This window comes from Geothermobacter ehrlichii (assembly GCF_008124615.1).
GTDB lineage: Bacteria > Desulfobacterota > Desulfuromonadia > Desulfuromonadales > Geothermobacteraceae > Geothermobacter > Geothermobacter ehrlichii.
The window spans coordinates 1-21,137 of record NZ_VNIB01000018.1 but is presented as its reverse complement, the minus strand read 5'-3'; the positions used below and the strand labels follow the sequence as shown (position 1 = coordinate 21,137).

The 21,137-nt window shown below is 64.4% G+C and carries 21 protein-coding genes; 18 read left to right on the top strand and 3 right to left on the bottom strand.

Features of this window, described 5'->3' with window-relative positions:
- The first annotated feature begins 76 nt into the window (after nucleotides 1-76).
- The 18 genes from ftsH (at nucleotide 77) to EDC39_RS14155 (ending at nucleotide 18,293) form a co-directional block, all read left to right on the top strand.
- The gene (gene ftsH, locus EDC39_RS14240) at nucleotides 77-1,945 is read left to right on the top strand and encodes an ATP-dependent zinc metalloprotease FtsH (RefSeq protein WP_148897068.1); all 1,869 of its coding nucleotides are present in this window, start codon (nucleotides 77-79) and stop codon (nucleotides 1,943-1,945) included.
- On the top strand, nucleotides 1,938-2,810 hold the full coding sequence (gene folP, locus EDC39_RS14235; protein ID WP_148897067.1) for a dihydropteroate synthase: 873 nt from the start codon (nucleotides 1,938-1,940) through the stop codon (nucleotides 2,808-2,810). The genes ftsH and folP overlap by 8 nt, the downstream gene beginning before the upstream one ends.
- Nucleotides 2,811-2,869: 59 nt before the next feature.
- The gene (cdaA, locus tag EDC39_RS14230; protein WP_148897066.1) at nucleotides 2,870-3,670 is read left to right on the top strand and encodes a diadenylate cyclase CdaA; all 801 of its coding nucleotides are present in this window, start codon (nucleotides 2,870-2,872) and stop codon (nucleotides 3,668-3,670) included.
- Between the two features lie 3 nt (nucleotides 3,671-3,673).
- On the top strand, nucleotides 3,674-4,396 hold the full coding sequence (locus tag EDC39_RS14225; protein ID WP_148897065.1) for a CdaR family protein: 723 nt from the start codon (nucleotides 3,674-3,676) through the stop codon (nucleotides 4,394-4,396).
- Nucleotides 4,393-5,766 (top strand): phosphoglucosamine mutase, encoded by a 1,374-nt coding sequence (gene glmM, locus EDC39_RS14220; RefSeq protein ID WP_148897064.1) that lies wholly within the window; start codon nucleotides 4,393-4,395, stop codon nucleotides 5,764-5,766. Before EDC39_RS14225 ends, glmM begins: the two co-directional genes overlap by 4 nt.
- Nucleotides 5,766-6,482, top strand: coding sequence for a pyridoxine 5'-phosphate synthase (locus EDC39_RS14215; RefSeq protein WP_148897063.1), 717 nt, complete (start codon nucleotides 5,766-5,768; stop codon nucleotides 6,480-6,482). Before glmM ends, EDC39_RS14215 begins: the two co-directional genes overlap by 1 nt.
- On the top strand, nucleotides 6,479-6,886 hold the full coding sequence (acpS, locus tag EDC39_RS14210; RefSeq protein ID WP_148897062.1) for a holo-ACP synthase: 408 nt from the start codon (nucleotides 6,479-6,481) through the stop codon (nucleotides 6,884-6,886). The genes EDC39_RS14215 and acpS overlap by 4 nt, the downstream gene beginning before the upstream one ends.
- Nucleotides 6,874-8,439, top strand: a complete 1,566-nt coding sequence (locus EDC39_RS14205) for an NAD(P)H-hydrate dehydratase (RefSeq protein WP_148897061.1) — start codon at nucleotides 6,874-6,876, stop codon at nucleotides 8,437-8,439. The genes acpS and EDC39_RS14205 overlap by 13 nt, the downstream gene beginning before the upstream one ends.
- Complete coding sequence (locus EDC39_RS14200) at nucleotides 8,433-8,885, top strand: CBS domain-containing protein (protein WP_148897060.1); 453 nt, start codon at nucleotides 8,433-8,435, stop codon at nucleotides 8,883-8,885. The genes EDC39_RS14205 and EDC39_RS14200 overlap by 7 nt, the downstream gene beginning before the upstream one ends.
- Nucleotides 8,882-9,379, top strand: a complete 498-nt coding sequence (gene tsaE / locus EDC39_RS14195; protein ID WP_148897059.1) for a tRNA (adenosine(37)-N6)-threonylcarbamoyltransferase complex ATPase subunit type 1 TsaE — start codon at nucleotides 8,882-8,884, stop codon at nucleotides 9,377-9,379. The genes EDC39_RS14200 and tsaE overlap by 4 nt, the downstream gene beginning before the upstream one ends.
- On the top strand, nucleotides 9,376-10,773 hold the full coding sequence (gene lpdA / locus EDC39_RS14190; RefSeq protein WP_148897058.1) for a dihydrolipoyl dehydrogenase: 1,398 nt from the start codon (nucleotides 9,376-9,378) through the stop codon (nucleotides 10,771-10,773). The genes tsaE and lpdA overlap by 4 nt, the downstream gene beginning before the upstream one ends.
- 86 nt (nucleotides 10,774-10,859) lie before the next feature.
- The gene (locus EDC39_RS14185; RefSeq protein ID WP_148897057.1) at nucleotides 10,860-12,098 is read left to right on the top strand and encodes an aspartate kinase; all 1,239 of its coding nucleotides are present in this window, start codon (nucleotides 10,860-10,862) and stop codon (nucleotides 12,096-12,098) included.
- Between the two features lie 65 nt (nucleotides 12,099-12,163).
- Complete coding sequence (gene cimA / locus EDC39_RS14180) at nucleotides 12,164-13,750, top strand: citramalate synthase (protein WP_148897056.1); 1,587 nt, start codon at nucleotides 12,164-12,166, stop codon at nucleotides 13,748-13,750.
- Entirely contained in the window at nucleotides 13,695-14,300 is a 606-nt protein-coding gene (locus EDC39_RS14175) for a ComEA family DNA-binding protein (protein ID WP_148897055.1), read from the top strand. The genes cimA and EDC39_RS14175 overlap by 56 nt, the downstream gene beginning before the upstream one ends.
- Nucleotides 14,301-14,455: 155 nt before the next feature.
- Nucleotides 14,456-14,611 carry a hypothetical protein gene (locus tag EDC39_RS14170; protein ID WP_148897054.1) on the top strand — a complete coding sequence of 52 codons (156 nt, stop codon included), beginning with the start codon at nucleotides 14,456-14,458 and terminating at the stop codon, nucleotides 14,609-14,611.
- A gap of 427 nt (nucleotides 14,612-15,038) precedes the next feature.
- A complete protein-coding gene (pdhA, locus tag EDC39_RS14165) occupies nucleotides 15,039-16,070 on the top strand; it encodes a pyruvate dehydrogenase (acetyl-transferring) E1 component subunit alpha (protein WP_148897053.1) in 1,032 nt (343 codons plus the stop codon).
- The gene (locus tag EDC39_RS14160; protein ID WP_148897052.1) at nucleotides 16,063-17,034 is read left to right on the top strand and encodes an alpha-ketoacid dehydrogenase subunit beta; all 972 of its coding nucleotides are present in this window, start codon (nucleotides 16,063-16,065) and stop codon (nucleotides 17,032-17,034) included. The genes pdhA and EDC39_RS14160 overlap by 8 nt, the downstream gene beginning before the upstream one ends.
- Nucleotides 17,035-17,057: 23 nt before the next feature.
- Entirely contained in the window at nucleotides 17,058-18,293 is a 1,236-nt protein-coding gene (locus EDC39_RS14155) for a dihydrolipoamide acetyltransferase family protein (RefSeq protein WP_148897051.1), read from the top strand.
- A 136-nt stretch (nucleotides 18,294-18,429) separates the two neighbouring features.
- Here EDC39_RS14155 and EDC39_RS14150 read toward each other — a convergent pair whose 3' ends face one another.
- From EDC39_RS14150 to EDC39_RS14140, 3 genes are all read right to left on the bottom strand, one after another.
- Nucleotides 18,430-19,401, bottom strand: coding sequence for a TAXI family TRAP transporter solute-binding subunit (locus tag EDC39_RS14150; protein ID WP_148897050.1), 972 nt, complete (start codon nucleotides 19,399-19,401; stop codon nucleotides 18,430-18,432).
- A 15-nt stretch (nucleotides 19,402-19,416) separates the two neighbouring features.
- Nucleotides 19,417-19,890, bottom strand: coding sequence for a universal stress protein (locus tag EDC39_RS14145; RefSeq protein WP_148897049.1), 474 nt, complete (start codon nucleotides 19,888-19,890; stop codon nucleotides 19,417-19,419).
- 143 nt (nucleotides 19,891-20,033) lie between these two features.
- On the bottom strand, nucleotides 20,034-21,137 hold a 1,104-nt coding region (locus EDC39_RS14140; RefSeq protein ID WP_148897048.1), incomplete at its 5' end, for a TRAP transporter large permease.

Here is a 21,137-nt window from a genome sequence, read left to right as displayed (position 1 = left end):
TTTCATGTTAAGTTTTGCTGATTGTTCCGGCCTGTTAAGGCCGCGTCGAGACTGAAAAAAACTTCTAGGGGGTAGCGTGAACCAGTTTTACAAAAATCTTGCCCTGTGGCTGGTCATTTCTCTGGTCATGATCCTGCTCTTCAACATGATGACCCAGCGGGAACAGGTGCAGAAACCGATATCCTATACCGCTTTTCTCGAGGCCGTCGAAAACGGCCAGGTCAAAGAGGTGACCATCCAGGGACGGAATCTGGAGGGGAGCTTTGCCGATGACCGCCATTTCAAGACCTACATCCCCGACGACCCCGACCTGATCAACAACCTGCGCGCCAAGGATGTCGTCATCGAGGTCCGGCCGGAGGAGGATCGCAGCTTCTGGTTTTCACTGCTGGTTTCCTGGGGGCCGATCCTGCTGCTGATCGCCGTCTGGATCTTCTTCATGCGGCAGATGCAGTCGGGCGGCGGCAAGGCGATGAGCTTCGGCAAGAGCCGGGCCAAGCTGCTCAGCGACGGCATGACGCGGGTCACCTTCAAGGACGTGGCCGGCATCGACGAAGCGAAGGAGGAGCTGGAGGAGATCGTCTCCTACCTGAAGGATCCGAAGAAGTTCTCCCGACTTGGCGGCCGCATTCCCAAGGGAGTGCTGCTGGTCGGCTCGCCCGGTACCGGCAAGACCCTGCTCGCCAGGGCCATCGCCGGCGAGGCCGGGGTCCCCTTCTTCTCCATCTCCGGTTCCGATTTCGTCGAGATGTTTGTCGGCGTCGGCGCCAGTCGGGTGCGTGACCTCTTCGTGCAGGGGAAAAAGAACGCCCCCTGCATCATCTTCATCGACGAGATCGACGCCGTCGGCCGGCATCGCGGCGCCGGCCTGGGAGGCGGCCATGACGAGCGGGAGCAGACCCTGAACCAGCTGCTGGTCGAGATGGACGGCTTCGAGTCGAACGAGGGGGTGATCCTGATTGCCGCCACCAACCGTCCCGACGTGCTCGATCCGGCGCTGCTGCGGCCCGGCCGTTTCGACCGGCAGGTGGTGGTGCCGCGTCCGGATGTCAAGGGGCGGCTGAAGATCCTGCAGGTGCATGCCCGCAAGGTGCAGATGTCATCCGACGTCGATCTCGAGGTCATCGCCCGCGGCACCCCCGGTTTTTCCGGGGCCGATCTGGCCAACCTGGTCAATGAGGCGGCCCTGCTGGCGGCCCGCTTCGACAAGAAGGCGGTCGACATGGAGGACATGGAGTCGGCCAAGGACAAGGTGATGATGGGGGCCGAGCGGCGCTCGATGGTGATCACCGAAGAGGAGAAGCGGGTCACCGCCTACCATGAGGCCGGACACGCCCTGATCGGCCTCTTCATCCCCGGTGCCGATCCGGTGCACAAGGTTTCCATCATTCCGCGCGGCCGGGCGATGGGTGTGACCATGTACCTGCCGGAAGAGGAGAAGTACAATGAGACCCGAGACGGGCTCTGTACCAAGATCTGCACCCTCCTCGGCGGCCGGGTTGCCGAGGAGTTGACCTTCGACAGTGTCACTTCCGGCGCTTCCAACGACCTGGAGCGGGCTACCGCCATCGCCCGCAAGATGGTCTGCGAATGGGGGATGAGCGACAAGCTGGGGCCGGTGACCTTCGGCGAGAAGGAGGGCGAGGTCTTCCTCGGCCGCGACATAGGGCACATCAAGAACTACAGCGAGGCGACGGCCGTTCAGATCGACGAGGAGATCAAGGCCATTGTCCGTCAGTGTTACGAACGGACCCGCGAGCTGCTGCAGGAGCACCACGACGATCTGGTCAAGGTGGCCGAGGCTCTGCTGGAGAGGGAAACCCTCGACGGCAAGGAGCTGCGGGCAATGGTTCTCGGTCCCGAGGGAGGCACCCCGGAAGGGCCGGGCGTCGGCAAGGGCAAGGCCCTGAGTGAAGGCGAGGCCGGAGTGGCGGAGGATGCCTGATTCGGCTGCTCCGTCCGTTCTGAAAGGGCGTGACCGGGAGCTGGTCCTGGACCGGCCGCGGATCATGGGCATTCTCAACCTGACGCCCGACTCCTTCTACGACGGCGGTCGTTACCGGGGGCTGGACGCCGCTTTGCGGCGGGTCGAGCAGATGGTTGGGGAGGGGGCGGACCTGATCGACATCGGCGGCGAAAGCACGCGTCCCGGGGCTCCCGCCGTCAGCGTCGACGAGGAACTGACGCGGGTGGTGCCGGTGGTCGAAGCGATCGTCCGGCGGTTCGACATTCCCCTCTCCATCGACACGACCAAGGCGAAAGTCGCCGCGGCCTGCCTGGCCGCCGGCGCCCATTTTGTCAACGATATCAGTGGACTGACCTTCGATCCGGAGATTCTCGTTCCGGTTGTCCGTCACCGGGCCGGGCTCTTTCTGATGCATACTCCGGCCCGGCCGGAGATCATGCAGCAGCGAACCGCCTACGCCGATGTCTGCCAGGAGGTGATTGCCTTTCTGCGCGAAGCTCTCGCCCGGGCGCGGGCGGCCGGTGTGCCGAAGGACCACCTGGCCGTCGATCCCGGCATCGGCTTCGGCAAGGATCTCGACGGCAACCTGCAGCTGCTTGGCCGACTGGACGAAATTGCCGGGCTGGGCGTTCCGGTGCTGCTGGGAACCTCGCGCAAGAGCTTCATCGGCCGCATTCTCGGCCTGGAAGATCCCGGCGACCGGCTGTACGGTACCCTGGCCACTGTGGCCCTGGGGGTCAGCCGCGGCGTTATGATTCACCGGGTACACGATGTGCGTCCGGCGCGCGAAACGGCGCTGGTCGCCTGGGCCATCGAAAGGGGAGGGTCCGGCAGGGGAACCTAGCGGGCGGGTGAAAAGCGTTTTTTTCGATCGCCTGCCGTTGCCGGCGGAGCAGTTGGGTCATGGGAGGATTGTCCGACGGATTCCAGAATATGCGCTGGCTGCTCGATATCATCGATATCGGGCTGGTGGCGTTCATCATCTACCGGATCATCCTCCTGATCAAGGGCACCCGGGCTGTGCAGATGCTGCTCGGGCTGGTGGTCATTCTCATCGTCTACACCGCCTCGCAGGTCGGCGGCCTCTACACCCTGCACTGGCTGCTCGACAACTTCCTCTCGTCGATCATCCTGGTCATCGTCGTCATCTTCCAGAACGACATCCGGCGGGCGCTGATTCATGTCGGCCGCAATCCGTTTTTCGCTGACATGTCCTTCCGTGAAGAGACCGAGGTGCTCGAGGAGCTGGTCAAGGCCTGCGTCACCATGGCCGGCCGCCGGATCGGTGCCCTGATCGTCATCGAACGCGAAACCGGCCTGAAGGATTTTCTCGAGATCGGCGTCGAACTCGACGCCAGGGTCAACGCCGATCTGATCGTCGCCATCTTCAATCCCAAGTCGCCGATTCACGACGGCGCCCTGGTGCTGCAGCAGGGGCGGCTGAAGCGGGCGGGCTGCTTTCTGCCCCTGGCGCAGGATACCGAGGTGAGCCGCAATCTCGGCACTCGTCACCGGGCCGCGGTCGGCCTGACCGAGCTGGTCGACGCCGTCGCCATCGTTGTTTCGGAGGAGACGGGCAAGATTTCCGTGGTCATCGGCGGCCGCATCACCCGCGACCTCGACGCCACCAGCCTGAAGCGGGTGCTGACCCGGCTTCTTGAGCCGCGGGACCGGCGTCGGCAGCGCAGGACCAGGAAGAGGTAGACCATGTTCGAGAGTCTGACGCAGAACTGGTTGCTCAAGCTGGTGTCCCTGGTATTCGCCCTGATGCTCTGGTTTTTTGTCATGGGCGAGCGCAAGCAGGAGATCGGCTTTCCCGTTCCCCTCAACCTGGTCAACATCCCCGAGGGTCTGATGGTGGCCAACGAGGTGCCCAACCTGATCGATGTCCGCATCAGCGGGCCGCGCACCCTGCTGATGAATCTGAGCCCGCAGGACATCAGCATCTCCGTCGATCTGCGCGACCTGAAGCCGGGCGTGACCTCGTTCAAGCGGCTGGACGAACGTCTCAACATTCCCACCGCCCTGAAGGTGACCCGCCTGTCGCCTTCGTACGTCGATGTCAAGCTCGAGCGGATCCGCCAGAAGAAGGTGCCGGTCAAGGTGCTGCTCCAGGGCGAGCCGCCCGAGGGCTACCGTCTCGGCGAGGTGAAGGTCAGGCCGGGGCTGGTGACGGTCGAGGGGGCGGAGAGCGAACTGAAGGATGTCAGTGAGGTGGAGACCGAGCCGGTCGACCTTTCCCAGTCCCGGGAAAGTTTCACCCTGATGGTGCCGGTCGTCTACCGCGGCAAGTTCACCTATCTCAAGGAGGAGACCGCGGTCGAGGTTCGGGTCGCCATCGAAGGACCGAAGCCGCCGGCCGGGGGGTTGGTCGAACAGATTCCGGCCGACGCCGCCGCCTCTTCGAAAAAGGACATGAAGGAGAAATGAAGAAACGCCTCTTTGGAACCGACGGTGTGCGCGGGGTGGCCAACATTCACCCGATGACCACCGAGATCGCCATGCAGCTCGGGCGCGCCGCCGCCCACATTTTCAGGGACAGTGACCGTCGGCACCGGATCGTCATCGGCAAGGACACCCGGCTGTCGGGCTACATGATCGAGAACGCGCTGGCCGCCGGCATCTGCTCGATGGGAGTGGACGTGCTGCTGGTCGGCCCCCTGCCGACGCCCGGCATCGCCTTCATCACCGCGTCGATGCGCGCCGACGCCGGGGTGGTCATTTCCGCCTCCCACAACCCCTACCAGGACAACGGCATCAAGTTCTTCTCGCGCGACGGCTTCAAGCTGCCGGACGAGCAGGAGCTCAGAATCGAGGAACTGATCTTCTCCAACAGCATCGACGCGCTGCGGCCGACCGCCGGGGAGGTCGGCAAGGCCTTCCGGGTCGATGATGCCGGCGGGCGGTACGTGGTCTTTCTGAAAAACACCTTCCCCCGCGAACTCGATCTGGAGGGGCTGAAAATCGTGCTCGACTGCGCCAACGGAGCCGCCTACAAAGTGGCGCCGGCGGTACTGTCGGAGCTCGGCGCCGAGCTGGTTCTGCTCGGGGTTTCGCCCGACGGCACCAACATCAACCGCGACTGCGGGAGCCTGCATCCGGAGGGGATCGCCGCCGCCGTGCGCGAGCATGGTGCCGATCTCGGTATCGCCCTCGACGGTGACGCCGACCGGGTGATCTTTGTCGACGAAAAAGGGGACGAGGTCGACGGCGACCATATCATGGCGATCTGCGCCACCGACATGTTGCGTCGCGACGCCTTGGAGAAGAAGACCCTGGTGGCGACGGTGATGAGCAACATGGGGCTGGAAATCGCCCTGCGTCGGGTCGGCGGCGAGGTCGTGCGCACTGCCGTCGGTGACCGTTACGTGGTCGAAGAGATGCGCCGGGGGGGCTACAATCTCGGCGGCGAGCAGTCGGGACACATGATTTTTCTCGATCACAACACCACCGGCGACGGTCTGCTGTCGGCGCTGCAGGTGCTGGCGATCATGCAGCGCAGTGGCAGACCCCTTTCGGAGCTGGCGTCGGTGATGACCGCGCTGCCGCAGGTGCTGGTCAACGTGCGCGTGCGCGAGAAGAAGGATCTGCGCCAGGTGCCTGCTCTCGATGCGATGCTGTCTGACACCGAACGTCGGCTCGAAGGCCGAGGCCGGGTTCTGGTCCGCTATTCCGGGACCGAACCGCTGCTGCGCATCATGCTCGAAGGCGAGGACGAAAAAGAGATCACCGACCTGGCGGACGCCATGGCCGAGGCGGTGCGGCGCGAGATCGGAAGCGAAACGGGGGAGGTGATCTGATGGCTCTGCTCGGTGTCAACGTCGATCATGTGGCGACCATCCGCCAGGCCCGCGGCGGCAGTGAGCCGGACCCGGTGACGGCCGCCGCCCTGGCCGAACTGGCGGGGGCCAGCGGCATCACCGTGCACCTGCGCGAGGACCGGCGGCACATTCAGGACCGGGACGTGCGCCTGCTGCGGCAGACCGTGCAGACCCGCCTCAATCTCGAGATGGCGGCGACCGACGAGATGGTCGGTATCGCCCTGGACATTCTGCCCGACAGCGTTACCCTGGTGCCGGAGCGGCGCGAGGAACTGACCACCGAGGGCGGGCTTGACGTCTGCCTGCATCGCAACCTGATCCGGAGGCAGGTCGGGCTTCTGAAACAGGGCGGCATCAGCGTCAGCCTGTTCATCGATCCGGACATCGAACAGGTCAAGGCGGCGCATCGGGTCGGGGCCGATTTCATCGAGATCCACACAGGCGCCTACTGCGAGGCCCGCGCTGCCGACCAGCAGCGCCGGGAGCTGGAAAAGATCGAGACCGCGCTGCGGGCCGGCAGAAAGCTGGGGCTGGGGGTCAATGCCGGCCATGGTCTCAACTACCAGAATGTCCGGGCCGTAGCGCGCATGAGCGGTTTTCACGAGTTCAACATCGGCCACAGCATCGTCTCCCGCGCGGTGCTGGTCGGCATGGAACGGGCGGTCCGGGAGATGGTCGCCCTGGTCGAGGGATGAATCCCGGTCGCGCCGCCACGGTCGGGCTCGGGGTCGACCTGGTGCGCGTCTCCCGCTTCCGGCGTTTTCTCGACGGATCCCGGCAGGGGGTTCTCGAGCGGCTGTTCACCCCCGACGAAAGGGCCTACTGCCTGGCGCGCCGCGATCCGGCGCCGCACCTGGCCGCCCGTTTTGCGGCCAAGGAGGCCCTGCTCAAGGCCTTCGGTCTCGGACTGCGCGACGGCCTCAGCTGGCAGGACATGGAGGTCGTTCGCGACGAACTGGGCAAGCCCTCCTTCCATCTTTCCGGCCGGGCCGCGCAACTGCTGGCGGAGCGCGGCCTGCGGCCGCCTCTGCTCTCCTACAGTCACGACGGTGACTACGCCATGGCAACTGTTATACTGGAGGCGTCATGCGTGTGCTGACCGCTGAACAGATGCGCGATCTCGACCGGCAGGCGATCGAGGAGATCGGTATTCCCGGTCTGGTGCTGATGGAAAACGCCGGTCGCGCCAGCGCCGAAGCGCTGCTGCGCGCCTTTGCCGACCGCTGCTGCGCGCCGGTGCTGATCCTCTGCGGCAAGGGCAACAACGGCGGCGACGGCTTCGTTGTCGCCCGGCATCTGCGCAACCGGGAACTGAAGGTTGAGGTGCTGGTCCTGGCGCCGCGCGAAAAGATCGGCGGCGACGCCGCCGTCAATCTGGCCATTCTCGAACGCTGCGGGCAGACGGTCCGCTTCGTTCCCGACGACGAGAGCCTCGCCGCGGCGCTGGTGGATGCCCGTGCCGGCCTGATTGTCGACGCCCTGTTCGGCACCGGCCTCTCGTCCGAGGTGCGGGGGCATTACCGGCGGGCCATCGACTGGATCAACGCCAGCGGCCTGCCCGTCGTCGCCATCGACATTCCTTCCGGGGTTGATGCCGGCAACGGACACATTCTCGGCCGCGCCGTGCAGGCCGATCTGACCCTCACCTTCGCCGCCGCCAAGCTGGGGCATCTGCTGTCGCCCGGTGCGCAGTGCTGCGGCCGGCTGGAAGTGATCGACATCGGCATTCCGAAGCATTTGCGCCCCCGGCCCGACGACCTTCATCTCTGGACCCGGTGGGAGGAAGCCGCCACCCTGCTCCCCGAGCGGCCGGCGACCGGCCACAAGGGGACTTTCGGTCATCTGCTGGTGATCGCCGGATCGCGCGGCAAGACCGGCGCCGCCATCCTGGCCGCCGAAGCCGGGCTGCGCGGCGGCTGCGGTCTACTGACTCTCGCCACGGCGGCGTCCGCACAGCCGGTGGTCGCCGCGGCCCTGGCCGAGGCCATGACCGAGCCCCTGGCCGATGACGACGGCGGCATCAGCGTCGACGCCCTGCCGGCGGTGAGGCGCCTGCTGGAGGGCAAGGCGGCCCTGGCCCTGGGGCCGGGACTCGGCCAGACGCCGCGAACCGCCGCCTTCGTGCGGCAGCTGGTGGCGGACTGTGGACTACCGCTGGTGCTTGATGCCGATGCCCTCAATCTGCTGGCCGCCGACCTGTCGGTTCTGGCGCCCGGCCGCCGGATTCCCCCGGTCATGACGCCGCATCCGGGGGAGATGGCACGCCTGGTCGGCTGTTCCGTCGCCGAGGTCGAGCAGGATCGGGTCGCTGTCGCCCGGACCTTCGCCGTCCGCCACGGCGTGGTTCTGGTGCTCAAGGGGGCACCGACCCTGGTGGCGGCGCCGGACGGGCGGATCGGCATCAACGGCAGCGGCGGCCCGGTTCTCGCTACCGCCGGCAGCGGCGATGTCCTCACCGGCCTGATCGGCGCGCTCATCGCCCAGGGGCTGGCGCCTTTCGAGGCCGCCCGTCTCGGATGTTACCTGCACGGATTGGCCGGGGACCGGCTGGCCAGGCGGCACGGCGCCGCCGGCGTGCTGGCAGGCGACATCTGCCGCGAATTGCCCGCCGCCCGGGCGGCCCTGAATCCGAAAGGAGAGACAGCATGCTGACCGCAGGTGAAATCATGACCCGCGAGGTGTACACCGTCGCCCCTGAAACCTCGGTCGACGATCTGGCGAAGATGTTCGTCGAGCTGAACAAGAACGCCCTGCCGGTGGTCGATGACGACGGGGTTCTGGTCGGACTGGTATCGCAGAACGACCTGATCGAACAGGACAAGCCGCTGCACATCCCGACCGTGATCAGTCTGTTCGACGCCGTCATCTACCTCGAAGGCGAAAAGCGCTTCCGCGAGCAGGTCGAACGGATGACCGCCCGTACGGTGGAGGAAATCTGCCGGAAGGACCCGGTGACCTGCCGCGAGTCGACGCCGGTGGCCGAGGTGGCGCAACTGATGGTCGACCATGCCGCCCACCTGGTGCCGGTGGTCGATGACGAAGGCCGGGTGGTCGGGGTGGTGGCCCGCCTCGACATCATCCGCTCGATGAACCTATGAGCACTGACTGGCAGCTGGCAAGCCACAGCGATGAAGCGACCCGCGCCTGCGGCCGTTTTTTCGGACGGACCGCGGCGGCCGGCGACGCACTCTTTCTCTGCGGCGAACTTGGTGCCGGCAAGACCTGTTTCGCCAAGGGCGTGGCCGAGGGGCTGGGCGTGCCGGCTTCGGTGCCGGTGACCAGCCCGTCCTACACCCTGCTCAACCTTTACCAGGGGCGCCTTCCCCTCTACCATTTCGATCTCTATCGGCTCGGTGATCCCGACGAGCTGCTTCAGATCGGGTTCGATGAATGCCTCTACGGCCAGGGGGTGACCCTGGTCGAGTGGCTCGATCGCTTTCCCGATCTGCAGCCCGACGGGCTGCTGGTCCGGCTGGACTACGGCACCGGCGCCGGGGAGCGACATCTGTCATTCACGGCCAGGGGGACGCAGGCGGCCGCCTGGCTGCAGCGCGCCAGACAGTTGCTGGCGGAAACGGAAGAGAGGCCATGAAAGAGTTCGATATTGCGGTGATCGGAGCCGGACCCGGCGGCTATGTGGCGGCGATACAGGCGGCCCAGGCCGGTGCCGGCGTGTGCGTGATCGAAAACGACCGCCCCGGCGGTACCTGCCTCAACCGGGGCTGCATTCCCACCAAGGCCCTGTTCAGCACGGCGCAGATGCTGAACAGGCTGCGGCATGCCGCCGACCACGGCATCGATGTTGGTGAACCCGCTTTCGACTATGCCCGGGCCGCCGAACGCAAGGACAGGGTGGTGGCGCAGCTGGTCAATGGCGTGGAGCAGCTGCTCAAGGGGAACGGCGTCGAGATTTTCCGCGGTTTTGCCTCGCTGGAAGGCCCCGGCCGGATTCGCATCCGGCGCCAGGGGGTGGTCGGCCACATCCAGGCCCGCAACATCATTATCGCCACCGGCTCGCTGCCGGCGGTGCCGAAGGCGCTGGCGGTGGACGGGCGAAATATTTTGACCAGTACCGAAATTCTTGCTATCAAGGAGCTTCCCGAAAGCCTGCTGGTAGTCGGCGGTGGTTACATAGGGTGTGAATTCGCCAGCATTTTTTCCACCTTCGGCTGCAAGGTGACGGTGGTCGAGGCCTTGCCCTCCATTCTCGCCAATACCGACCGGCAGGCGGTGCGCGAGGTGGAAAAGGCCTTCAGGCAGCAGGGGGTGCAGGTTCTGACCAAGACCGCCGTCGAAGGGCTCGAGGTCGGCGACGGCCAGGTGACGGCGCGGCTTTCCGGTGGTGAGAGCCTGACCGTGGAGAAGGTGCTGGTCGCCATCGGCCGTCGGCCCAACACCGAGGGGCTGGCGCTGGACAGCGCCGGGGTCGCCACCGACGAGCGCGGCGCCATCGTCGTCGACGAGGGGATGCGCACCAGTGCCGAGGGGATTTTCGCCATCGGCGATGTCACCGGCGGTATCCAGCTGGCCCATGTCGCCAGCTATCAGGCCGGCATCGCCGTGAAGAACGCCCTCGGCGGCGATGCCCGGGCCGACTACCGGGTGGTTCCCAGTTCGATCTTCACCCTGCCGGAAGTGAGCCAGGTCGGATTGAGCGAGGAGCAGTGCAAGCAGCAGGGGATCGAGGTTTCGGTGGGGCGCTTCGCCTACATGGCGACCAGCAAGGCGGTCTGTGAAGGCGAGGTTCAGGGTTCGATCAAGCTGATCGCCGAAAAGGCATCGGGGCGCATCCTCGGTGCCGCCATCGCCGGGGCCGATGCCTCGACCCTGATCGCCGAGATCGGCGCCGCCATGGCGGCCGGCATGACGGCCGGGCAGCTGGGTGAGGTGATCCACGCGCATCCGACTCTGCCGGAGATGGTCAAGGAGGCGGCCGAGGATGTCGAAGGCAAGGCCGTCCACAAGGTCGGCCGCCGCAAAAAATGACCGCCGGGGCCGGGTTTTCGGCTCTGGTCGACGATTGATCCGCCGCCGGCGATGCGCCGGCGGAATCGAAGGAGGATGGAAGGACTATGGCTTTGGTTGTCCAGAAGTACGGCGGCACCTCGGTCGGCAGTATCGAGCGTATCCGCAATGTCGCCCGCAGGGTCGCCAAGACCTATGATGAAGGCAACGACGTGGTGGTCATCGTCTCCGCCATGGCGGGGGAGACCAACCGTCTTGTTGCCCTGACCCAGGAAATCTGCGAGATTCCCGACGAGAGGGAATACGATGTGGTTGTTTCCACCGGCGAGCAGGTCACCATCGGTCTGCTGGCCATGTGCCTGAAGAGCATGGGCTACAAGGCCAAGAGCTATCTCGGCCACCAGATCCCCATCATGACCGACCGCGCCCACGCCAAGGCACGCATCGCCAGCATCGACGAAAGCCGCATGCGCGCCGATCTGGAAAAGGGCACGATCATCATCGTCGCCGGCTTCCAGGGCATCGACGAAGAAGGAAACATCACCACTCTCGGCCGCGGCGGTTCCGACACCTCGGCCGTCGCCGTAGCCGCCGCCCTGAAGGCGGATGTCTGCGAGATCTACACCGATGTCGACGGGGTCTACACTACCGATCCGCGCATCGTCGAGAATGCCTCCAAGATCGAAAAGATTTCCTACGACGAAATGCTCGAGATGGCATCGCTCGGTGCCAAGGTGCTGCAGATTCGCAGTGTCGAGTTCGCCAAGAAATACGGCGTGGTCATCCATGTCCGTTCGAGTTTCAACGACAATTCAGGGACCCTGGTCATGAAGGAGGATGCCGATATGGAAACCGTTCTGGTTTCGGGAGTGACCTACAACAAGGACGAGGCCAAGATTTCCGTTTTGCGGGTGCCCGACAAGCCGGGTATCGCCTCGCAGCTTTTCAGCCCCCTGTCGGACGCCAATATCACCGTCGACATGATCATCCAGAACGTCTCGATCGACGGCCACACCGACATGACCTTCACCGTGCCGCGGGCCGACTACAAGAAGGCGCTGCAGATCGTCGAGGCGGCCGCCGGCGAGATCGGTGCCAGCGAGGTGCGCAGCGACGATTCCATCGCCAAGGTCTCCATCGTCGGCGTCGGCATGCGGTCCCACTCGGGCATCGCCAGCAAGATGTTCCAGACCCTGTCGCAGGAGGGGATCAACATCGAGATGATCTCGACCAGCGAAATCAAGGTTTCCTGTGTCATCGACGCCAAGTACACCGAGCTGGCGGTTCGCGTGCTGCACGAGGCCTTCGGCCTGGGCAACGAAGACGTCAAGGAAGAGAAGCTCTGATCGATTGTTGACCGGGTGCGGCTCCAGGATGGGAGCCGCCCTGTTGTATTTCGGGGAGAATGCCAATGAGCCAGATTTACCTGTACGACACCACCCTTCGCGACGGCACCCAATCGGAGGACATCTCCTTTCTGGTGGCCGACAAGGTGCGCATCGCCCAGCTGCTCGACGAGCTGGGCATTCATTACATCGAGGGAGGATGGCCCGGGTCCAATCCGAAGGATATCGCCTTTTTCAAGGAGATCCGCAAGGTCGAACTGAAGCAGGCCAAAATCGCCGCCTTCGGTTCGACCCGCCGCGCCAGGACGACCCCGGCCAAGGACACCAACATCCGCACCCTGATCCAGGCCGAGCCGGACACGATCACCATTTTCGGCAAGACCTGGGATTTCCACGTGCGCGAGGCGCTGCGCATCAGTCTGGAGGAAAACCTCGAGCTGATCTACGATTCTCTCGCCTATCTCAAGGAGCATGTCGACGAGGTCGTCTACGATGCCGAACACTTCTTCGACGGCTACAAGGCAAATCCCGAGTACGCCATCAAGACCCTGGAGGCGGCCGAGCGGGCGGGCGCCGACTGCATCGTTCTGTGCGACACCAACGGCGGCACGCTTCCCTTCGAAATCGGACGGATCATCGATCAGGTCCGAAAGCAGATCAGGACCCCTCTTGGCATTCACGCCCACAACGACAGTGAATGCGCCGTGGCCAACTCCCTGGTCGCCGTCGAACACGGCATCGTCCACGTGCAGGGGACCATCAACGGCTTCGGCGAGCGTTGCGGCAACGCTAATCTCTGTTCGATCGCGCCGGCGCTGAACCTGAAGATGGACCGGCCCTGCATGAGTGAGGAGCAGCTGCGCAACCTGCGCATCGTTTCCCGCACCGTCTACGAGCTGGCCAACCTGGTCCCCAACAAGCACCAGCCCTACGTCGGCAATTCAGCTTTCGCCCACAAGGGCGGGGTGCACGTTTCGGCCATCCAGCGCCATCCCGAAACCTACGAGCACATCCGGCCGGAGAAGGTCGGCAACATCACCCGGGTGCTGGTTTCCGATCTGTCCGGCAAGTCGAACATCCTGGCCAAGGCCGAGGAATTCAACATCAATCTCGACAGCAAGGATCCGGTGACCCAGGAGATTCTCGAAAACATCAAGGACCTCGAGAACCAGGGCTTCCAGTTCGAAGGCGCCGAAGCCTCCTTCGAACTGCTGATGCGGCGGGCCCTCGGCACCATGCGACATTTCTTTTCGGTTCTCGGCTTCAGGGTCATCGACTATCGCGGACATGGTGATGCCCGGCCGCTGTCGGAGGCGACGGTGCGGGTCAAGGTCGGCGGCCGGATCGAACACACCGCCGCCGAAGGGCAGGGGCCCGTCAACGCCTTGGACAACGCCATGCGCAAGGCCCTCGAGAGCTTCTATCCGCAGCTGAAGGACATGCGTCTGTTCGACTACAAGGTGCGGGTATTGCCGACCGGCAAGGGGACCGCTTCGGTCACGCGGGTGCTTATCGAATCGGGCGACAGGCTCGCGCGCTGGGGGACGGTCGGCGTGAGCGACAATATCATCGACGCCTCCTACCAGGCCCTGGTCGATGCCTACCAGTACAAGCTGTTGCAACACCAGGAACGCCAGAATCGGCAGGACTGATCCGCGCGGCTGGCGCGGCCTGAGTCTGCTGGTTCTTCTTGTCTGCCTCGTTGCGGGCGGCCGGTCTGTCCCTGCCGGACAGGCCGCCGCCCGTTTTCTTTCCGAGCCCCGCTGTTGTATTTCTCTTGGCGCCGGCTTTGTCTCCAGGGGGGTGCATCAATTTTCTGACGCCTGCAGGGCCAAAACCGTCATTGAATTGACGGCAGCGACCGCCGATCGGCGGCTGCTGGCCGAGGTGTTGGCATCAAGGCCCCTTGTTTCGGGGGAACATATTGAAATCATTGATGTTGATGGCGGAGGCAAGCGTCTTGTCGTGCGCCGCTGGATGTCGGCGGCCCGGCGCATTGCCTTGGGCGTTCCCCTGCATCCGGACCGGATGACCTTCGATGACTGGCAGGATCTGCCCGGTATCGGCCCGACGCTGGCGGCGCGCATCGAACGTAATCGTCAAATTAATGGCGATTTTGGCTCCTTGTCGGCGCTCAAACGGGTTCGCGGGGTCGGTGAGCAGACCATCATTGCCTGGAAGGAATTTTTTATGCCTGACTAACATATTGATTTTACGGTGGAAAAATGTCTGCTTGTGCCTGTCTGTAGCGGATGTCCTGCCTTTTTCCGGCGCTTGGCACGGCCTGTGAAATACCAAGGGGCACCCATGAAACGATCGGCAATCAACTCGTCGTATCGATCCCAAGGAGGAAGATCATGAAATGTCCCAAATGCCGTGGCCGGATGTATTCTGAAAAATTCTACGATTTTGTCAGGTCGTTCGAAGCTTGGAAGTGCTGCTCCTGCGGTGAGGTGATCGACCCGACGATTCTCGCCAACCGCGCCAGAAACAACAACACCTTCCTTGGTTGAACCTCAACTCCTTACCTCCTGAATGATGCCGAAGGCCGGGCCTGTCGCCCGGCCTTCGGGTTGCTGGACAAACCCCTTCTGCTGCGTTACTTGTTTCTCGACACTCGACTTGCGGTGCATGGCACCTCTCGTGCCTTGAAGCGTCGGTTGTCTTGCAGCCGAACCTTTTCGCGCCACCTGTTTTTTTGTCGGCAATCTCAGGCCGGGCAAGCTTTGCCCGGCCTTTTCTTCGTTTGGGCGTCGGGCAAAGGGAGATCGTGACTGTCCGGGTCGTCTCCAACCGGTGCGGCGTCATGGCTACGGCTGCGCACTTGCCGGATGGAGCAGGGAAAGGGCGGGTAATATTTTCTCGCCCTTGTCATGCTCGGGGCAGTTGGTAGACTTTTTTCAGGTCCCGGCGTTACGGGACCGGAAAGGCCGGTGAGGCATGACGGAACCGAAGGAAGCCGGGCTGCCCGAACGGGAAGAGCTGTTCACCCTGTACCGGGACATGGTCCGGATCAGACTGTTCGAGGAAGCCTGCCCGCGGCTCTACAGCCAGGGCAAGATTGGCGGTTTTCTCCACCTGTACAGCGGCCAGGAGGCGGTCGGTGTGGGGGTGGCCCATGCCCTGCGCCAGGACGACTACATGATCGGCGCCTATCGCGAGCACGGGCTGCTGCTGGCCCGCGGGTCCCGGCCGCACGAAGTGATGGCCGAACTGTTCGGTCGCCAGACCGGATGCAGCCACGGCAAGGGCGGATCGATGCATCTGTTCGATGTCGACCGGCGTTTCATGGGCGGTTACGGCATCGTCGGCGGGCATTTGCCGCTGGCGGTGGGCATCGGCTACAGCATTCTCTACCAGGAAGGCGACCAAGTGGTGGTTTGTCTCTTCGGCGATGGTGCCACCAACCAGGGCGTCTTTCACGAGGCGATGAACATGGCCGCCCTCTATCATGTGCCGGTGGTCTTCGTCTGCGAAAACAACGGCTACGGCATCGGCACCAGCGTCCGGCGGGCCAGTGCCGTCGAGGAGCTCTACAAGAAGAGCTGCGCCTATCAGACTCCGGGCGTCAAGGTCGACGGCATGAATGTGCTGACCGTGCTGCAGGCCGTCAGCGAGGCCGTCGTCCGGGCGCGGGAAGGGGGCGGGCCGACTTACATCGAGGCGCTGACCTACCGCTTTCGCGGTCATTCGATTTCCGATCCCGGCACCTATCGCAGCGAGCAGGAGCGCCGGCTGTGGAAGGAGCGCGACCCGATTCCCCGGCTGGCGGCTCTGATGACCACGCAAGGGCTGGCCACGCAGGAGGAGTTGGCGGCTGTCGACGCCGAGGAGAAGGCGCTGCTGGCCGAGGCTATCCACTTTGCCGAGGAGAGCCCCGATCCGCCCCGCGAGGAGCTGTGGCAGGACATCTATGCCGAACCCTGGCCGGCGGTGATTCTGCCGGAGAAAGGGACGATACCCCATGGCTGAGATTACCTGCCGCGAAGCGCTGAACCAGGCCCTGGCCGAGGAGATGGAGCGAGATCCACGGGTTTTCATCCTCGGCGAGGACGTCGGTCTCTACGAGGGTTCGTTCAAGGTGACGCGGGGCCTGCTGGCCCGTTTCGGCGAAAAGCGGGTGGTCGATACCCCCATCGCCGAGGCCGGCATCGTAGGCCTGGCCTGCGGCGCGGCCATGGTCGGTCTGCGCCCGGTGCCGGAGCTGATGACCGTCAACTTTGCCATCGTCGCCCTCGATCAGATCATGAACCATGTCGCCAAGGTGCGCTACATGTTCGGCGGGCAGGTGGAGGTGCCGCTGGTCATCCGGGCCCCCGGGGGCGGCGGCAACCAGCTGGGGGCCCAGCATTCCCATTCCCTCGAGCCCTTGTTCATGCACTGTCCCGGGTTGCGGGTGGTGGCGCCATCGGTGCCGGCCGACGCCAAGGGGCTGCTGAAAAGCGCCATCCGCTGCCGGGATCCGGTCATCTTTCTCGAGCACGAAGGGCTTTATGGCGTCAAGGGAGAGGTGCCGGAAGGCGAACACCTGGTCCAGCTCGGGCAGGCCGACATCAAGCGGCCCGGGCGCGATGTGACCCTGATCGCCGTCTCGCGTATGGTCTATGTCTGCCTCGAGGCAGCAGAGATGCTCGCTGGCCGGGGCATTGCGGCGGAAGTGGTCGATCTGCGCTGCCTCAACCCCCTCGACATGGCCACGGTGATCGCGTCCGTCCGCCGGACCCACCGGGCGGTGACCGTGGAGGAGAGCTGGCTGACTGGCGGCTGGGGCGGCGAAGTGGCGGTGCGGATCATGGAGGCTGCCTTCGACGAGCTTGATGCACCGGTGCTGCGGGTCGGCGGCGCCGATGTCCCCATGCCCTACAACCACGAGCTGGAAAAGGCCGCCATTCCCGACGCCGAAGCCGTCTGCCGGCGGGTCGAAGAGCTGTTCTGAGTGGAGTAAGGAGAGAGGCGACAATGGCCACGGAAATCATCATGCCCAAGCTGAGCGACACCATGGAAGAGGGAACCATTCTCGAATGGCGGGTCAAGGAAGGGGATGCCGTCCGGCAGGGGGAGATCATCGCCGAGGTGGAGACCGACAAGGCCGCCATGGAAATGGAGGCCTGGGAGGATGGCGTGATCAGCCGCATTGCCGTGGTCGAAGGGGAGACGGTTCCGGTCGGTACGGTCATCGCCGTTCTTGACGGGCCGGTTGCGACGGCACAGGCCGCGGTCGACAGAGACGTGAAGCAGGAGTCTTTCGGGCCTTCTGCCGACAGGGAGCCGGCAGATGCCGCAACGGCCGTTGCCGCTCCACAGGCGTCGTCGACGGCCGAAGCGGAGAAAGGTGCCGAATCCGCGCCCGGCGACCGCCGGGCGGTCTCACCCCTGGCGCGGAAAAAGGCCGGCGAACTCGGTGTCGATCTGACGGCTGTTCGGGGCAGTGGACCCGGCGGCCGGGTGGTGGCGCGGGATGTCGAGGCGGCCGCCGGTGCGGCGAAGGCCGCGCAGCAGCCGCCGGAGAAAGGACGCGGCAAACAGAAGTCGGTCCGAATCCGTCGCATCATGGCGCGCAAGATGACCGAGGGCTGGACCACCATCCCCCATTTCTACGTCACCTACGCCATCGACATGACCGATGTCATCCGCTTTCGCAAGGATCTCGGCGTTACCATCAACGATTTCGTGCTGACCGCTGTCGCCCGGAGCCTGCACGAGCATCCCTGGGTCAACAGCTGGTGGGTTGACGGCGAGGCGGTGGAGCAGCCGCAGGTCAACATCGCCATGGCCGTCTCCACCGAGCGTGGTCTCTACAATCCGGTGCTCAAGGACTGCGCCCGGCTGAGCCTGAAGGAGATCAGCCGCCGGGCGGCGGCGCTTGCCGAAAAGGCCCATCAATACCGGCTGGCTCCCGAGGATCTGGAAGACGGCACCTTCACCATCTCCAACATGGGGATGCTGGGGGTCGAGTCCTTTCGCGCCATCATCACGCCGCCGCAAGCGGCGGTGCTCGCCGTCGGCACCGTGCGCGGGGAGGTGGTGGTCGATGAAAACGGCGAACCGGCGGTGGCCCCGATTGCGCGCATGACCCTGGCCGCCGACCACCGGATTCTCGACGGAGTCGACGCCGCCGAGTTCATGCTGACCCTGAAAAGTTACCTCGAGGCGCCGGTGACCCTGGTTTCCTGCGACTACGGCGAGGATGCCTGAGGAGAGCGCGCCGTCGCCAATCGAAGCGATCCGGATGGCAAGTACCGTCTCTGGACGGAAGCGGCGGCCGGGCCTGGTTTTGAACCTCAGGCAGGGGGGGCGGCCAACGCTGGTGGGGGCGGTTTCGTCCCGATGTTTACTCGACCGGGATCGCTTTCAGCCCCTTGCTGCGCCAGAAAGCGGCCGCTCCGGGATGCACCGGAATGACGATGCCGGTCAGCCCGCTGCCGATGGACATCTCTTTCGCCGTCTTTTTGACCCGCACCATGAAAGTCAGCCCTTCGGGAGAGAAGATTTCTTCCAGTGCCTGCCGCACCAGGTCGGCGTCGAGGTGCTTGCCGGCGATCCAGATGGCCGCATCCTGAAAGGTTTTAATTTCGGTATCGACCCCGGCGTAGGTGCCGGCCGGAATGGTGACTGGCGTGTAGAAGGGGAAGACCCTGTCCAGCCCCTGTTTCCGGCCTGCCGGCCAGGTGTCGAGCAGCCGGATCGGCATCTTGGCCGCCAGCTGGGTGATGCTGGCGTTGGGAAAACCGGCGAAGGCCCACATGGCGTCGACCTGGCCTGCGGCCAAGGCTTGGGCCGCCCGGTTGTAGCCGATCATCTTCACCCGCAGCTTCGACCAGAGTCCCAGGACCGAAAAGTAGCGCCGGGCGGCGGTGGCGGCGCCGGAACCGGTGGCACCGACGGCGATGCTGTGGCCGGCAAGGTCCTCGACGCTGCGGATGGTACTGTCGGCCGGAACGACGAGATGCGCCGGCGCGCCGTAGAGAAAGGCCACGGCCCGGATGTTGCGGTAGGGTTTCGGATCGTCGCTCAGTTTACCCTGCCGGGCCAGCCAGGTGTCTCCCGAGTAGGCGATGCCGAAATCGGCATCGCCGCTGTTGACCCGGCGTATGTTTTCCACTGATCCGGCGGAGGGCAGGTGAACAACCTGGAAGGTCGCCGGGCGCTGCCGGTTGAGCCGGGTGGCGATGCCGTTGGAAAAATACTGGAAGGTGCCGCCATCGGGCCCGCCGACGAAGGAGAGCCGGGCCGGTGTCGCAGGGACAACTCCGGGAAACAGCACCAGGCCGAGCAAGAGGGCAAGAAGACGCAGGTACTTCATAATCGTTGTCGGCGTTCAGGCGGGCAGTGGAACGACGAAGACCGGCCGCTTCGATTTACGCAGCACCTTTTCGGCGGTGCTGCCGAGAAAGGTGTATTCGAGGGCACCTTTGCCGTGCGTTCCCATCACGATCACGTCGGCGGTTTTCAGAATCTGCGGCACCGGGTGACCGTGAAGCACGATGGTGCCGGCGAAACGGTCGAGGTCTTCTGGGTGATTCTTCAGTTCGGTCCGGGCTAGGTGGTCGAGTTCCTGGCGGACCTCCTCCCGGGCCTCCTCTTCGTGGGTCTTTTCGAATTTGGCCAGTTTCCCTTCACCCATCACCGCCGAGACGTAAGTACGGAAGGTGGCGTCGATTTCCGGAACGACGTGCAGCAGGTGGATCTTTGCGTCCGTCTGTCGGGCCAGAACCACGGCGTGCTTGAAGGCATGTTCCGAATTGGGCGTCAGATCGGTGGTGACCAGGATGGTTCTGTAAGCTGGAAGCATGGCAAACCTCCTTCGCGGCACTGTCTGTGGGTTGTCGTTCGAATTACAATTTTATCACAATCGCTCGTGCTGGCAGGGCACGGACGAAAAAGGCGGGGAAGACCCGCCTTTTTCGTCCGGAGATGCCGTTTTTCAACGTTCGGCTAGTAGCCTTTGAGATGGTCAATATATTCCGGCAGAAAGAGTGAAATCTGCGGAATGTAGGTAATCAGCGCCAGGAAGGTCAACAGGATCAGCAGCCAGGGCAGGGCGGCCCTGAGGACCCAGGTGATGTTGTGGCCGGTGATGCCGGCGGTCACGAACAGGTTCAGGCCGACCGGCGGCGTAATCATGCCGATTTCCATGTTGACCACCATGATGACCCCGAGATGGATGGGGTCGATGCCGAGCTTGACGGCGATGGGAAAGAGGATCGGCGCCATGATCAGCAGGATGGCCGATGGCTCCATGAAGTTGCCGGCAGCCAGCAGCAGCAGGTTGACGACGATGAGGAAGCCCCAGGACGGCAGGCCCCAGCCGACGATGATCTCGGCGATGTGGTGCGGAATCCGTTCGCTGGTCAGCACGTGGGCGAACAGCATGGCGTTGCCGATGATGAACAGCAGCATGATGGAGACCTTGGAGGCGTCCCTGAACACCTTGCGGGTATCCGGATGCACGATGGAGCGCGGCAGGGCCAGGAGGAGCTGGCTGACGTTGTGGAAGATGATCCGGCCGATGGAGTCGTCCGGGTTCTGCCGCCAGGGAACGCCCTTGAGCGGACCCATGTCGCGATAGACGAAGATGGCGACGAAATAGGCGTAGACCGCCGAGATAGCCGCCGCTTCGGTCGGGCTGCAGATGCCGCCGTAGATCGAGCCGAGCACGATGAAGATCAGCATCAGCCCCCAGAAGGCGCTGGCGAACGACTTGGCCAGGTTGCCGAAGCCCTGCCAGGGCTGGGGGGGCAGTTTCTTGATGCGGGCCACCACGTAGATGACGATCATCAGCATGGTGCCCATCAGCAGGCCGGGCAGAAATCCGGCCATGAACAGCCGGGCGGCCGATTCTTCGGTCGCCGCCGCGTAGACCAGCATGACGATGGAGGGCGGGATGAGGATGCCCAGGGTGCCGGCGTTGGTGATGACGCCGGCGGCCAGTTCCTCGGGATAGCCCGCCTTGACCATGCCGGCGATGACGATCGAGCCGATGGCGGCGACGGTGGCGGGCGACGAGCCGGAGACGGCGGCGAAGATCATGCAGGCCAG